The 13,888-nt window shown below is 69.9% G+C and carries 15 protein-coding genes; 3 read left to right on the top strand and 12 right to left on the bottom strand.

Translation table 11 applies throughout. The features are described 5' to 3' along the window. Window positions 1–334 precede the first annotated feature (334 nt). Complete coding sequence (locus tag EFK10_RS21320) at window positions 335–655, top strand: GatB/YqeY domain-containing protein (protein WP_240677371.1); 321 nt, start codon at window positions 335–337, stop codon at window positions 653–655. 105 nt (window positions 656–760) lie between these two features. Here the strand turns inward: EFK10_RS21320 and EFK10_RS21315 are convergent, their stop codons facing one another. Both EFK10_RS21315 and EFK10_RS21310 read right to left on the bottom strand, forming a co-directional pair. Continuing rightward, a complete protein-coding gene (locus EFK10_RS21315) occupies window positions 761–1,030 on the bottom strand; it encodes a hypothetical protein (protein WP_127357255.1) in 270 nt (89 codons plus the stop codon). Window positions 1,031–1,054: 24 nt separating this feature from the next. Further along, window positions 1,055–2,971, bottom strand: a complete 1,917-nt coding sequence (locus tag EFK10_RS21310; RefSeq protein ID WP_127357254.1) for a hypothetical protein — start codon at window positions 2,969–2,971, stop codon at window positions 1,055–1,057. 143 nt (window positions 2,972–3,114) lie between these two features. On the opposite strand from EFK10_RS21310, the gene EFK10_RS21305 reads away from it, so the two are divergent. Then, window positions 3,115–4,140 (top strand): hypothetical protein, encoded by a 1,026-nt coding sequence (locus EFK10_RS21305; protein WP_127357253.1) that lies wholly within the window; start codon window positions 3,115–3,117, stop codon window positions 4,138–4,140. Between the two features lie 202 nt (window positions 4,141–4,342). Further along, on the top strand, window positions 4,343–5,167 hold the full coding sequence (locus tag EFK10_RS21300; protein WP_127357252.1) for a hypothetical protein: 825 nt from the start codon (window positions 4,343–4,345) through the stop codon (window positions 5,165–5,167). Between the two features lie 41 nt (window positions 5,168–5,208). Here the strand turns inward: EFK10_RS21300 and EFK10_RS21295 are convergent, their stop codons facing one another. From EFK10_RS21295 to EFK10_RS21250, 10 genes are all read right to left on the bottom strand, one after another. Beyond that, on the bottom strand, window positions 5,209–5,922 hold the full coding sequence (locus EFK10_RS21295) for a hypothetical protein (protein WP_127357251.1): 714 nt from the start codon (window positions 5,920–5,922) through the stop codon (window positions 5,209–5,211). 54 nt (window positions 5,923–5,976) lie between these two features. Further along, window positions 5,977–6,291, bottom strand: a complete 315-nt coding sequence (locus tag EFK10_RS21290; RefSeq protein WP_127357250.1) for a hypothetical protein — start codon at window positions 6,289–6,291, stop codon at window positions 5,977–5,979. A 67-nt stretch (window positions 6,292–6,358) separates the two neighbouring features. Beyond that, the gene (locus EFK10_RS21285; protein WP_127357249.1) at window positions 6,359–7,903 is read right to left on the bottom strand and encodes a terminase large subunit domain-containing protein; all 1,545 of its coding nucleotides are present in this window, start codon (window positions 7,901–7,903) and stop codon (window positions 6,359–6,361) included. After that, window positions 7,890–8,435, bottom strand: coding sequence for a hypothetical protein (locus EFK10_RS21280; RefSeq protein ID WP_127357248.1), 546 nt, complete (start codon window positions 8,433–8,435; stop codon window positions 7,890–7,892). The genes EFK10_RS21285 and EFK10_RS21280 overlap by 14 nt, the downstream gene beginning before the upstream one ends. A 103-nt stretch (window positions 8,436–8,538) precedes the next feature. Then, window positions 8,539–9,042, bottom strand: coding sequence for a hypothetical protein (locus EFK10_RS21275; RefSeq protein ID WP_127357247.1), 504 nt, complete (start codon window positions 9,040–9,042; stop codon window positions 8,539–8,541). A 48-nt stretch (window positions 9,043–9,090) separates the two neighbouring features. Further along, a complete protein-coding gene (locus EFK10_RS21270) occupies window positions 9,091–10,566 on the bottom strand; it encodes a ParB N-terminal domain-containing protein (RefSeq protein WP_127357246.1) in 1,476 nt (491 codons plus the stop codon). Then, window positions 10,563–11,318 (bottom strand): ParB/RepB/Spo0J family partition protein, encoded by a 756-nt coding sequence (locus EFK10_RS21265; protein ID WP_206305530.1) that lies wholly within the window; start codon window positions 11,316–11,318, stop codon window positions 10,563–10,565. Before EFK10_RS21265 ends, EFK10_RS21270 begins: the two co-directional genes overlap by 4 nt. 526 nt (window positions 11,319–11,844) lie before the next feature. Beyond that, window positions 11,845–12,081 (bottom strand): hypothetical protein, encoded by a 237-nt coding sequence (locus EFK10_RS21260; RefSeq protein WP_127357245.1) that lies wholly within the window; start codon window positions 12,079–12,081, stop codon window positions 11,845–11,847. Window positions 12,082–12,095: 14 nt separating this feature from the next. Continuing rightward, a complete protein-coding gene (locus tag EFK10_RS21255; RefSeq protein ID WP_127357244.1) occupies window positions 12,096–12,281 on the bottom strand; it encodes a hypothetical protein in 186 nt (61 codons plus the stop codon). A gap of 12 nt (window positions 12,282–12,293) precedes the next feature. Then, a complete protein-coding gene (locus EFK10_RS21250; RefSeq protein WP_164836089.1) occupies window positions 12,294–13,436 on the bottom strand; it encodes a glycosyltransferase in 1,143 nt (380 codons plus the stop codon). Between the last annotated feature and the right edge of the window lie 452 nt (window positions 13,437–13,888).

Here is a 13,888-nt window from a genome sequence, read left to right as displayed (position 1 = left end):
CAGTTCTACCGGGGCTCCGCTTTCCGTGTCCGGCACTCCGCCACACCAAGGCCGCCGTCCCTTGCCACCAGCCCCGCAGCCGTAACTTCACGGCCTTGGGCTTTTGGGGTGGCTGCATGGCGTCGTGTTGACGCTCGACACTGTCGCCTTCCTCCCGTTCGCAGCGGCGTTGGCTGCGGCAGTGTGGGCCTGGCATAGCCGGCGGGGTAGCCCAGACAACGGTGGGCGATAAGTGCGGGGATGGCCGTATATCGCGTTGTGGGTTCGGGGGCGCCGCCATAAGGTCACCGGCATGTCTCTACGTCTTCGTATGCGTCAAGCACTGCCGGAAGCGATGCGCGCCCGTGACAAGGCCGCGGTGAGTGCCCTGCGCACAACGCTTGCTGCGCTGGACAACGCTGAGGCGGTGCCCGTCGACGAAGCTGAGCTCCGCGGCGTGGCCCTTGAGCAGTCGCCGGTAGGTGTCGGCACCACCGAAGCAGCGCGGCGTGAGCTGAGCGAGCGCAGTGTGGTGGATGTCGTGCGCGCCGAGGCCGCCGAGCGACTGGAGGTTGCAGCGCAGTTGACTGCGCCCGCGCACGCTGACCGAGCCGCGCAGCTCCGCGCGGAGGCCGCCGTGCTGCTTCGCTTCCTCGACGGTCCCGGCACCGCATAGGACACGGCGCCGCATCGGCATCCGAAGCGACGCAGGAGCAGAGTCGGGAGATGCGGGAGGGCGCCTCCCCTGCCGGGGAGGCACCCTGAGTGTCGTGCAGGACCGCTACTGACCGCGGGCCCTCCTGAGACCCAGCAGTAGTGCCGCCGCCGAGACGAGCAGCAGCGCGACGCGGACGTCGATGGCGGCGGAGCCGAGCCGGGTCACCCCGCCGCGCAGCGCTGGCAGTTGGGTGACGCAGAAGACGCCGAGGCCTAGCGCCCACACGCCGAACAGTCGGGGCCGGTCGACGTGCCACAGCCAGGACGGCGCCCATCCGGAGAGGATGGAGCTGCAGCCCGCGGCGGCCCGCAGCTGGATCACACTGTCCTTCATCGACAGCAGCGCCCTCGCGCCAGGTCAGCTCGGGCCGACCCCGCCCGCACCTGCCCGCCCGGTGGCGACGGGCGGCAGCGGCGTGGCCTGTGCGGGGCTGGTCGGCACCGCGTCCGAGGCAGGCTGGCCCGGCTGGGTGGGGATGAGCGGCACCGTCGGCACCAGATCGGCCTCGGGCAGGCCCAGGTAGTCGCGCACCGCAGCGTTGTCGCCGGTCGCGTCCGCGAGGCGGGCGGCCTGGTCGAACGCCCGCTTCTGGATGCGCTCGACCTCCCCGGCGACCTCGTCGATGGGATACCCGGCTTCCTGCAGCATCCGCACCGCGGTCTCCAGGGAAAACACGCCCGCGCCGTAGCCCGAAACGACGTCGGCCAAAACGGTGGTGCGGTCGGTGGGGGTGTGCGCACCCCACACCAGGCGTGCGGGCAGCGACTCGCCGGCAGGCCACACCTGCCCGGCCTGATGCAGACGCTGCACCATGCGCAGCAGCAGCTGGTACTTGTGGGCGCGGGCCAGGCGCATCGCGCCCACCAGGGAATCCAGCGGGCCCAATGCCAGCTGCAGCGCGTACCCGGACGGCACCGACGCGGGGTCGAGGCTGCCGAGCCCGGCCGTGGTCAGGCGGGTGTTGGCGGCGAGCCGGGTGAGCATGTGGTCGATGCGCTGGCGCAGTTCGGCGAGCTGCGCCGAGGTGTCCAAGGCGTCCATGCGCCCGCTGTCGGACAGCTGCCACACCGTCCCGGCCTCAACGCGCACCGGCAGCGGCTGCCCGGTGGTGCGGTCGATGGGCAGTCGCGCGCCGGCGAGGGACACGATCGGTGTGCCGGTCGTCGCGGATGCGGAGGCGCTGTCGGTGTCGGTGGCGGCGAGCTCATCCAGGAGCTGCAGCACGGTGCCCAGCGACGACTTGCCCCAGTGCTCGCCGCCGTCGGGGATGGTGTTCGGGACGTGCACCACGGGGATGAAGTCGCACATCAGGTCCAGGCGGTGCAGGACCTGCCCGTCGGAGCGGACCCGGTAGGAGGCCTTGTCGGGGGGCAGCGAGTACAGGTCGTGGGCGGCGCCGAGGTCTTCCAGCAGCCATTCGGCGTCCGACAGGTAGCACGTCGTGGTGGACGGGCGGCCGGGCGCCCACGGGTAGGTGCGCTGCACCGCGCCGGTCACCGCATCGAGGGTGTCGCCGACGGTCAGCACCGGGTCGCCCTCGGCGCCCACGACCTGCTCGCGGATCGCGCGGCCGTCCTCGGTGACGCCAGGCTGGGTTGCCGCGCCGATCGGCCCCAGCTCGTAGGTGATGCGCCGCACGCGGGCTTTCAGGCCGCGTACCGGGTCGGCGGGCAGCTCCCACGCGAAGTGCACCCGCGCCGGGTATTCGGAACTGTCCTGCTCGCCGTCGTCCCACTCCGGGAAGTAGAACCCCGGGTCGTAGGTGCGCAGCAGCACCCGCTGCTTGGCCGGTTCCCACGCCAGGGTGAACACACCGTCGCCGCAGCGCACCGCGCAGCGTTCGGCCTGCTGGATCCGCAGCGGCCACAGCTCCTTGTCCGCCCAGGCGCGCAGCCGCTCCTGCAGGTCGGCTGCCTGTGCGGCGCCGCCGGACGGCTTGTCGTTCCCGGCATGGTCGGCGCCGGGCACCACGATGGTCTGCTCCGCGCCCAGCAGATACCCCAGGGTGGTGTCGATGAGCTTGGACGGGTCGCCCAACTCGCGGCGCTCCAGCCCGTGGTGATCGCCGGTGACGGCGGCGAGCTGCCCCGCCTGGTTGGAGTCGTACGCGGCGAGCAGCTTGTACGCGGCCAGGCGCCGCATGTCGGCGGCAGGCACCCACGATCCGGCGAGTTCCGGGAAGGCCCGGCTGTTCGCGGGCCGATCCGGATCGGCCATGACGGGCTTGTAGTTGAGCCAGCTCCAGGCGTCGATGACCAGCGTGCGCAGACGCACAGCCCCTCCAGGCAGTCGGCCCCACGCCGCTCACCAGGGTACGCGGCCAGGGATGCAGCACTTCGCTGCGGCGACAGCGACGGGTCTGGGACAGTACAGCTCCCACACACGGGGTTCACAAGAAATCGACGAGGAGAGACACGATGAGAACAGGCGTTGCCGCTGCGGCCGTGCTCGCTACCAGCTCGCTGCTCCTGGCCGCCTGCGCGTCAACACCCATACCCGGTGGCGTTCCTGCCGCTCACACCAGCCCCACGCCGTCTCCGTCTGCGTCCGGCGGGGGGCAGGCTGCGGCCGGGGGTGACTGCGTGGTCTCCCTGTACGGGCATGCGGCGCGCGCCGAGGTGAGCGGGGTGTCCAACCCGGCGGACGAGTGCACACGTCTCGCTAAGTCCCTGTCCAGCGGCGGGGAGTTCTGGACCACCCAGGCCAGCGACGTGCAAGGGGTCGTGCCCGTGGTATGCGCGGTGCGCAAGGACAATGAAGTCGTCGTCGTCCGCGACAACAACAGCCAGATCTACGGGCAGAGCCTGTGCAGCACCCTGCTCCAGAGCGGCTGGACTGAGGACGCAACCGCCGAGCAGGGGGCGCAGCAGCAAGACCAGGCGACAGCGCAGGCGAGCGCCCAAGCCAGTGCACTGGCAGCGGACCAGAGCAATGCCCAAGACGCGCTCTCGGGCATCCAGAGCACCAACGAGTCCTTCACCAACGCGAAGGCCGTCCGTGACGACGTGCAGACGGCTGACGACGACCTGGCCAACGAGCGGGTCGACGCCAAGGGCGGAAACGGCGACTCCTGCTACAACGTCGAGAACGTAGTCGGCTACGACGCGGAGAACGTTGTCGGCTACGACGTCCTCAACTCGGCTTCATACGACGTCGACCAGGAGCAGCAGGCGATCCAGGACATCAGGACCCAGATCGCTGCCCTGAAGGAAGCTGAAGCAGCCCTCACCGCTGCGGGCCTTCCGGCGCTTACCGGTTCCAGCGCGGCCATTTCCAAGGCTGAGGCGAACAACGCGCGCGCGGTCGCCACCACGAACAAGGCCATCGACCAACTCAACGCCGACCTACGGACCGCGTACCGTATCGCCAACAACCTTGGCACGGGCGATTGCGCCGACAGCGGCCCTGGCCAGGTCCCGGACGGGCTGTCGCACATCTCCTGAGCAGACGCAGCGACGCGGGCCTGACCGGCTACCAGGTGGAGCTACGCGAGCCCGGCGAGTCGAGCGCATGGTGCGCACCGTGGTGTGGGGCCCGGACTCACTGCGTGCCGTCGACAGCTGGGGGCCGGAGTAAGCCTTGGCGTAGGCAGCCGGTGGGCTGGCACCATCAGGGCTCTCTTGGAACGACTCACAAGGAGCCCTGATGGCGTTCGACTTCGGCGGCTACACGCTGTCCCTCAAGCCCGCCCGGACGGCGGTGCAGCTCATACCGGGATGGGGTGTCCACCGCCTCAGGCTGATCTTCGAGGCCGGGGCAACAGGCATGCTCCTTCCGCCGCGGGCGCTCCAGCTGTCGGGCGAGCTGTGGGCCAACGATCTCGGGCACGCCGGGTGGCTCGGCTCGATGGTGTCCCAGTGGCCCTTGCAAGCGGACTCCCAGGGTCGGGACGTGACCCTCGACGTCACGTTGACCGACGCTCAGATCATGGGGCTGGAGAAGGCCCGCAAGGGCAGGGAGCTGGAACTGCGCGCGGACCTGACCGTGGTGCAGCTCGGCGCCGTCGACGGCTGGCCTGCCCGCGAGCATCAGCTGACCATCCGGATTTCGCACGAGGAGTGGGCGAAGGCTCTCGCCGGCCTCAACGCTGGCGCGTTCGTTGATGTCCTCGTGCCGATCACCGACGTCGAGGACCGCGCGCTGGCTGCCCGGCGCCTGCGGGAGGCCAAGGCGCTGATCGGCAGCGGGGACTTCGAGGGCGCAGTCGGCAAGGCCCGCTCGGCTCTGGACCCGGTCCGCGCGGCCTGCAACACCGAAGCCCTCCACAGCCAGGCAGTGAACAAGAAGGCCAAGGAACGGACGCAGGAGGAGCGGTGGGCGATGCTCATCCAGAACGCCTACGCCCTGTTCAGCGGAGCGCCGCACGACGACGAGGGGACCACCGAGCACTTTGCCTGGACTCGGGCGGACGCGGTAGCGGCGGTCGCGACGGCGGCCGGGCTGCTGACCCGCCTGGAAGACCTGCCGTAGCCAGGCCGGGCCCGCCCGGTGCTGCTCCGCGCGGGCCCCATCTACTGCGGGCTGTCCGCGCAGCCGGGCATCCACTGCGCGTCAGCATGGCCGTGCTGTTCCGCGGGGGTCTTGCGGTCCCACACGGCCTGGCACAGGTCATCGCTGGGCGTCTTCCCCTGCTGCAGGATCACCTGCTGCACCTTGCGGCCCTCCAGCAGGGAGGCGTCCAGGCGGGCCTGCGCGGAGGCCTTGATCTGCTCCGAGGTGGGCGCCGCGGGCGTGTCCTTGGCAGGCTCCCACGCCAAGGTGTAGATGCCATCGCCGCAGCAGACGGCGCTGCGCTCGGCCTGCTGGATACGCAGCGGCAGCTCCTTGTCGGCCCCCTCGCATAGCCGCTCCTGCATGGCGGCGGCCTTGGCCACGCCCGCAGGCGAGTTGTCATCGTCGGCGTGCTCTGCGCCAGGCAGGAGGATGGACTGCTCGGAGCCCAGCAGGTAGCCCAAGGTGGTGTCGATGAGCTTGGAGGCGTCGCCCAACTCGCCTCGTTCCATGCAGTGATGGTCGCCGGTGACGGCGGCGAGCTGCCCGGCCTGGTTGTTGTCGTACGCGGCAAGAAGCTTGTACGCGGCCAGGCGCCGCATGTCGGCGGCGGGCACCCACGATCCGGCGAGTTCCGGGAAGGCCCGGCTGTGCGCGGGCCGATCCGGATCGGCCATCACCGGCTTGTAGTTGAGCCAGCTCCAGGCGTCGATGACCAGCGTACGCAGACGCACAGCCCCTCCAGGCGTCGAGCCCCGCGCCCGCGCCGACCAGGATACGCAGGGCCGCTACGGGGAGGGGGCGCTTGAGCAGCCGGTCAACCAATTCGCCCACCACAGGTCCTGCTGCTCGGCCTTCGTCTTGCGGTCCCACAGGGCCTGGCACAGCTCGTCGCTGGGCGTCTGGCCGGTCTCCAGGATTGCCAGCTGCGCCTTGCGGCCCTCCAGCAGCGAGGCCTGCGCGCGGGCATCTGCGGAGGCCCTGATCTGCTCCGAGATCTGCTCATGCGTCGGCGCTGCGGGCGTGGGCCAGAGCACGACAGCGGCAGCGACAGCGGCCCCCAACACTAGTGCTACGGCGGCGACTTTCCCCCTGATCTTCATGGCCGCAGAGGCTAGCAGCCGATACGACCAGGGGGGCGTTTCCCTTTATGGGGCCGTTTCCGGGCTGTTATCGGCGTCCGCCGAGGCGGTCGTCGTGGATGTGTCCGGCGACCGCGGCGAGCTGTTCGGGGTCGGCGAGTTCGGTCAGTCCGTGGACGGCGGCGTCCATCCGGTCGGGGGAGTCCATGCCGACAACCCACGTCACCATCTGCTCCTCCAGGCGCACGTGGGTGCCGACGTGGTGGATCAGGCCCTGCTCGTACAGCTGGGCGATGGGCTCCGCCCGCAGGCGTTTGCCGATCTTGGCGGTGACTTCGAGGACTCGGGGCATGAGCTGTCCGGCGGTGGTGCCGTCGCGGCGCAGCTGCTCCCAGGCTTGGGAGAGGACTTGGCGGGCCATGTCGCCGCCGTAGTTGGACTCCACCACGATGGCGTCGGCGCGCAGGGCGAGCGCGAGGCGGCACGCGGCGAGTCCCCAGTCGTTGGCGCCCATGGAAGCCGAACGGTCCTCGAGGACGTACAGGTGGCCGTCGAAGCCGCGAGCAGCGCCGATGATGCCGGTCTCGTCGCCCACTGCGGACTCTCCGCCGGCGGGGTCGACGGCGACGATGACGCGGGCCATGTCCAGGCCGCCGAACTCGATCGTGGTGATGCGGTTGTCGGTGACCCAGGCGCGCTGCCACACACCGCCCTCGGGAGGGCGCGGCTTCTGCTGGTACAGCGCGGCCCACACGCGTTCGCCGACGCGGCGGCGGGTCGTGGCGTGGTGCTCGGCGTCGAAGCGTTCGGGCCACAGCGGCTCGCCTGTCTTGCGGCCCAGGGGGTCGTCGGGCGAGTCGGCGAGCGCCGGGAGGTCGATGACGTGCCACTCGTTGGCCTGAGCGTCGGCCAGGATGCGCCCGGCGAGGTCGTCTTCGTTCCAGCGGGTCTGGATGACGCAGATCGCGCCGTCGGGCTCCAGGCGGGTCTGCAGCACCGACTGCCACCACTCCCACGTCTTGCGGCGCATGCTCGGGGAGTCGGCGGAGGCCATGTCCTGCACCGGGTCGTCGACGAGGGCGATGGTGGCGCCCTTGCCGGTGAGGCTGCCGCCGATGCCCGCTGCGACGAGGCCGCCTTGGTGGCCGGCGATGTCGAAGCGCATCGCCGCCCGGCTGGAGGGGTTGAGGCGGATGCCGAGGTCGTCGCCCCAGGTTTCGATGGCGTCGCGGATCCAGCGGGAGTGCTCCTCGGCGAGGTCACCGGAGTACGAGGCGATCATGACGCGGCGGTCGGGGTGCTGGCGCAGGTACCACAGGGGCGCCCAGCGCGAGGCGCGGCGGGACTTGCCGTGACGCGGCGGCATGGTGATCATGACGCGGTCGGCGCGACCCTCAGCCATGTCGATCCACGCCTGGTCGATGAGGTGAAGGTGGCGGGCCTGCATCTCGCGGCGTTCGGTGAGCACCGCGGCGAGCGCGCCAGGCGAGGCGTCCATGGCGATGCCGCGTTCGACGCGGGCGAGGTGGGCGCGCAGCTCCGGCGACGCCCGCCCCGCCATGGCCCGGCGCACGTCGGGGGGTTGCGTGCGGTAGTGGGCGAGCAGCGCCGCCTCGCGGTCACTGGGAGCCACGTGCGGCCTCCTCGGTGATGCCGATGAGGGCTTCGAGTTCGTCGAGGGTCGCGGTGGTCAGGTCGCTGCCACTGTCGGCGGGGGTGACGAGCTCGGTCTTGGACGGCTTGTCGAGGCCGTTCATGCGGGCGCGGCGCTCCATGATGCGAAGGGCCCGGTCGATGGCGGGCAGGTCGCCGTCCTTGACGGCCTGGCGGTAGGCGACGAAGAACAGCCGGTCCAGGCGCAGGTTTTCCACCGCGCGCAGCTCGTCGGCTTTCTCGTCCACCTCGGTGGTGCGCTCCTTGAGGGCCTGGCGCACGTCCTTGCAGGCCGCGTTGATGAGCTGGTCATCAGCCGGCGGCTCCAGGCCCTTGGCGTACCGGTCGACGCCGTAGCCCTGGGGGTAGGCGACGCGGTCGGAGTTGATGCGCGGGTCGGCGGCGAGTTTGCGGGCGACGGTGAGCCAGTCCACGCCGGCCAGGCGTAGGTCGATGGCGTCCGCTCGCCGCTGCGCGATGGCGGCCCGCGCGGCCTTGTCGGGGCGTCCCACCAGCCGTGGTCCTCTCGCTGCTGCGCGCCCCCACGCCACGAAACATGATGGCACCACGGCCCGGTGACCTGGTGTGGTCGCCGGGCCGAGGTGCGGAGCGGGGCTACATGAAGGTCAGCTGTTGGGGTGCGTCAGGGTCGGGCGGCGGCAGCTGGCCGGGTGGTGGCGCGTCGGGGGCGGCGCGGTTGGTGCGCAGCCACCACGCGAACTGCCAGTTGCGGCAGGTGCGGTACAGGTACCGCTGGCGGTGCGCCGCATTGGCGGGGATGGAGTGCTCGCCCCATCCGAAGATGGGGCGGGCGTTCTCCAGCGTCACGCGCAGGCCCGGCACCAGGGCCGGGCCTTGCCACTGGTGGCCTTCGGCGTACTCGAACGCCAGGTGCGCGTTGGCGACCCAGTCCCAGGGGTGGGGCAGGGCGCACAGGTACCAGGCCAGCGGCGGGTGCTCCGCCCGCAGGGTGACCCTCTGGTGGGGCGCCCTCGGGTTGAGCGGGTTGCGGTCGGACTCGCCGAAGGTTTCCAGGCAGTGCTTGTCGAGATTGATGTGGCGGACCCCCGCCAGCCACATGATCAGGTACGGTGCGGCGGCAGTGATACCGACCCTCACGGGCGGCTGTGGCATTACGTGCATTCCCCTTTGAATTAGCCGAGCGGATTAGGCGCGGGCGATATTCCTTTCTTTAACCAATTTTACCAAATTTTCCACGAGTTGCTTATGGCGCCCGTGCCGGAAGTCGTTCGGGTAGGGCATGTTGAATTCCTCGTCGAGGGCTTTCTCGTAATCGAGGTCGGAAAGCGGCAGGGGGTTTTTGCACACGGCCCGCAGCGTCGCGTTGGAGCGGCCGGCGACCGTCACTTCCCCGAAGTACGCGCCCAGCAGTTCGGCCAGCGACTCGGGGGTGTGGAAGCGAATCCGCATCCACTTGCCCTGCATGAACCGCATGTCCACGTTCTCGTGGTCGAGGAACGACAGCCGGGTGGATTCGCGGCTGGTGGAATGCTGCGACCGCTCAAACGCCTGCTCGGCCAGGAGGTTGCGGGTGCCGATGCACACCGTGCCGTCGCCGGCGCACAGCGCATTGACGGCGGTGAGCACCCAGTGCTGGTAGTCCAGCGACGTGGTGGCGTTGATGACGGAGTCGAGCACCACCATGTCGTACAGGCCGTGCTGGGCCACCCGCTTCTCGATCGTGCGGACCATCGAGACGACGCCCCTGATGTCCACCGCGTACTTGCCCGGGGTGGTGCGGTAGGGCTCGTAGTCGTCGATCAGGTAGCCCTCGGGGCGCAGCTTCTTGGCGTAGTCGCCGTGGCCAGCGCCGAAGTCCACCACCCGCATGTCGGGGCGCTCGCGCAGCCGGGGCAGCGCCAGCTTCTCCCACACCTCCGACTTGTAGGCCAGCTTCCCGGCCTTGCGAAGCGAGGTGTACTGGCGCAGCCGCTTGGGCTGCACGATGTGCTGGTTGTAGACCGGCGCCTGGTCCTCCAGGCCGGTCCAGTCGTACACGCCGTACTCGCCGGTGAGGTCGGCGACCAGCTGCGCCGCGTCCAGGGATGCGCAGGTCCACGCGAGGACGTCGAAGTGGTTCTTCGCGGCGACCACCGCGTACTCGGCGTTGAGCGCGATCTGCCCCTGGTCGTCGATGACGACGGAGCCCCACGCGCCGTGCCCGCCGGTCATGAAGGAGATGGCCTGCTGGAACGGCTTGTTGCGGGACTGGACCACCTCGATGGTCTGCCACGGGATCCACGACCAGGCGCCGATCTCGCCGGGCTGCGCGTACACCACCGACGCCTCGGTCTCGACGCGGTTGTGCAGGAGGTTGAACTGGATTTCGTCGGTCAGGCGCACCTTGTGGCCGAGCATGACCGCCGGGGTGTGCGTCATCCCCAGCGCGGTCATCGCCTTGGTTCTCTGGTGGCCTGCGACCAGCGTGCCGTCGGCGTTGAGGATGACCGGCTTGACGATGCCGTGGCGGCCGATGGACTTCTGGAGCCGCTCGAAGGCTTCGTCGGACAGGTGACGCGGGTTGTAGTCGGCCGGGCGCAGGTCTTTCAGCGGGTACGCCTCGTGGAAGGTGGTGGTGGGCCCGCTGCTGTTGGGGGCGCTGCTGGTGGGTCCGTTGCTCATGCGTCGTCGTCCTCGTCGGCGGCGTCGTCGCCGGCGTCGTCGGGCTCGCCGTCGTCGGGGCCGCTGATCTGGGCTGCCTCACCGTCGCCGGGCACGGCGGCGATATCGTCGTGGGGCTGCTGCAGCAGGTGCCAGCCGAAACCGAGATCGGAGCGGGACTCGGCGACGTACCGCTCGTAGATGGCGTTCAGGGTCTCCACCTCGGCGGCCGTGATCTGCACGCGGATGGTGGACCACTGCATGTAGCCCCACTGCAGGTACTCCAGCTTCGCCATCGCCCCAGTGCCCTGCCCGTCGGAGGGCAGGTCGATCGCGGTGGGCAGGGCCCGGTGGTCCAGCAGCTTGTCCAGGGCGCCCTGGTCGTAGCCGGTGCCGTCCAGGTCGGGCAGCTCTTCGAGGATGTCGGCCAGCAGCTCGCTGTCGTACCCGGCCAGGTCCGAGGTGCGGTTGTCGACGACGACGATGCGAGCCGCGTCCTCGTCGCCGACGTCGACCCAGGTCGCGGCGATCTGCTCCCAGCCGAGCTGCTTGGCGGCAGCCCAGGTGTGGTTACCCGCCAGGATCTCGTTGGGGCGGCCGGTGTGGGTACCGCGGTTGACGACGATGGCCTTGTACTGGCCGTTGACGCGCAGCGACTCGGCGATGGCGTCGACGTCGCCGGTGCGCGGGTTGCGGAAGTAGGGGGCGAGGTCGTCGATCGCCACGGCGAGCGAGGCCAGCGACTCGGGAATGCGGGCGGGGGTAGCACTCACGCGAGGTCCTTCGGTGTAGGAAGCGTTCCCCGCGCCCTACGTCCGCCCACCCTAAGGCACCTGCCCGCCTCGGCCGAGACAGTGGGCGCGTTCCCGGCGACGAAGGCCATGGCGCTGGTCGCCGGGATCGCGGCCAGGGCGGACAGCAGCGACGACATGGACCGTGTGCGGCACGGGGCGAATGGGCCGCCTGTTCACCGGTGTGCGCGCATCGCCGGGGCCGGGGGCACCTGGCTGTCATCACCCCCGTCTAGGAGTCTTCCCCTGGGCGAGGAAGATCCTCCGTCTTCGCCTGAGCCTCACAGGGCTGGCTTTGTTCGTGAGTTACGAGAGCACAGGTTGCTCAGCAGCGAGAGCGAGAGCGACACCGACTCCTACCGCCTCGCCACCACCCGCGCCGGCGCCGAACAACAGCAGGCGGCTGGCTGAGCATCGGCAAAGAACCACCCGCCCCCTCAGTTCTCCAGGAGGCGCCGACGCCACCACCCGCACGCACTCCACGGACTTGCCAGCTTGAGATGAGGGCTCAGGGGAACAGTCCAACGGTCGCGTTCTGGGCTTGGGACGGGGTTCCGCCGTTGTGCAGCACGCGAGCCCAGTCCTCGACGTCGCGGCGGATGCCGACGGCGAGGCCGTCGAGTTTGGACTCCGGCCACCGCTCGAAGGACGACGGCCGGTCATCGCGAAAGACGCCGAAGATGGCCGAGAACTTCAGCGGTGCGCGCCCCAGCGTCCGGGTGCCGTGGCGGGGACGCCCCGGCACCCGGACGCCTGTGGTTACTCGCCCGCGACGCGCACGTCGGAGCGGCGTCGGCGGGTGGAGGCGGCCCAGGTCATCACCGCGCCGGCGACCAGGGCGATGCTGGCGGCCAGCAGCAGCTGGCCGGTGTTCGACGCACCGGTGGAGGCCAGGGTCGCGCCGCCCGCGACGGTGCCGCCGGCTATGCCAGAGGTGTACTTCATGGCTTGCTCATTTCATTTCCAGGCGGAGACCCGCGTGAGATAGGACTTGGCGACCGAAGACAGCAGCCAGTAGTTGCGGACGATGGAGAACAACACTTCGGGGAAGAGCGCGCACTCGACGAGGACGGCCTTCCAGCCGAGATGCCGCACCCTGAACCCCGCGTACACCGCCCAGAACGCGATCAGCGCAAACCAGGCCGGGTCGAAGAGATATCCGTGCTGGGCCATGAGGCCCAGCGAGACCAACCCCCATCCGATGGAGTAGGCGAAGCCCACGAAGCCCATCAAGATGGTGAGGGTGGAGTACCAGGTGTGCCGCGTCCAGCCGCGCTGGCGCAGCGTGTCCACGGTGCCCCGCATCCAGCGCTCGCGTTGCTGGACGAGTTCGCGCAGCGTCGGCATGAGGTCGGTGTAGGCGACGCACATCTGATTGGCGGTAATCTTCCAGCCGGATTCCTTGAGGGCGAGCGTGGTCTCGTAGTCCTCGACGAGATTGGCGTGGTCCTCCCAGAAGACCTCGCCGCGCCAGTGGAGCACGCTCTGCAGCGCCTCGGCCCGGTAGAAGGAGCCCGCACCGGACATGCTGTGGATGTCGCGCCGGTAGCGAGAGCGGGAGTAGCGGCCGTATTCGATGATCTGCATGCCCGTCAGATAGCGCTGCCAGGGGCTGTTCCACAGATCGGTGCGGCCGAGGCAGGTGGCGCTCACGCCCCCGAGCCGCGGGTCGGACTGGATGACGCGGCGGGCGCGGGCGAGGAATTGGTGGTGCAGGCTGGTGTCCGCGTCCATGACGAGCAGGTACCTCGCGGTCGTCACGAGCCTGCCGTCGGAGGCCGCGGCGCAGAGCCACCGGATGCCGTGGTTGAGGGCGCCCGCCTTCTTGTGGGGGTTGTGCGGCACGTTGAGGATGACGGTGCGGGGCGCGCCGGGCCGGGCGGCGAACGTGCGGGCGTAGTCCTCGGTGCGGTCGGTGGAGTTGTTGACCACGACCAGGATCAGGTCGGGGCGGTGGGTCTGCCCGGCCAGGGAGTCCAGGGCGAGCAGGATGCCCGCCTCCTCGTTACGGGCCGGGACGATGACCACGGTGTCGTACAGCGCCGGGACCGCGGTGGCGATGACGCGGCGTCGGCGATGACGAGCTGGAGCACCGGCCACGCTTCCCCCCCCCAGGGCACTACATATGAACGTAAGTCCGCACTCGGGCGACTTGCCCAGAGGATGTTCTCATCGTGTTCGAGTGCTTGACAAGGGAGATCCGTGAATATGTGTGAAACGTGTGAAGAACAGCACCCCGTGGGGCAGGCGGCGGCCTTGTCTCCTCGGCGAAGGCCCCGCCTGATCCGGCTCGGGAGGTCGTGCTGGGCCGCCCGGCGACCCTGCGGGTGCCGATAAATCATCCGGCTGGGTAGGCGCCCTGATCGTCGATCACAGGCCCGGAAACTGGATCTTGTCCTGGCCGTCTTCACGCGGCGCGTGGGTGGCCGAGCTGGCAGGCGACGTCCTAAAGGGCAAGGCCGTGAAGTTACGGCTGCGGGGCTGGTGGCAAGGGACGGCGGCCTTGGTGTGGCGGAGTGCCGGACACGGAAAGCGGAGCCCCGGTAGAACTG

This window comes from Streptomyces soli (genome assembly GCF_003999195.1).
In the GTDB taxonomy this organism is placed as follows: Bacteria; Actinomycetota; Actinomycetes; order Streptomycetales; family Streptomycetaceae; genus Actinacidiphila; species Actinacidiphila soli.
This window is presented reverse-complemented; position numbering and strand designations above follow the sequence as displayed.

Bases quoted from the DNA above. Each gene is read 5' to 3' on its own strand.
- EFK10_RS21270 (WP_127357246.1), bottom strand. From the start codon at position 10,566: ATGAGCAACGGACCCACCAGCAGCGCCCCCAACAGCAGCGGGCCCACC.
- EFK10_RS21300 (WP_127357252.1), top strand. From the start codon at position 4,343: ATGGCGTTCGACTTCGGCGGCTACACGCTGTCCCTCAAGCCCGCCCGG.
- EFK10_RS21320 (WP_240677371.1), top strand. From the start codon at position 335: ATGCGCGCCCGTGACAAGGCCGCGGTGAGTGCCCTGCGCACAACGCTT.
- EFK10_RS21315 (WP_127357255.1), bottom strand. From the start codon at position 1,030: ATGAAGGACAGTGTGATCCAGCTGCGGGCCGCCGCGGGCTGCAGCTCC.
- EFK10_RS21290 (WP_127357250.1), bottom strand. From the start codon at position 6,291: ATGAAGATCAGGGGGAAAGTCGCCGCCGTAGCACTAGTGTTGGGGGCC.
- EFK10_RS21255 (WP_127357244.1), bottom strand. From the start codon at position 12,281: ATGAAGTACACCTCTGGCATAGCCGGCGGCACCGTCGCGGGCGGCGCG.
- EFK10_RS21305 (WP_127357253.1), top strand. From the start codon at position 3,115: ATGAGAACAGGCGTTGCCGCTGCGGCCGTGCTCGCTACCAGCTCGCTG.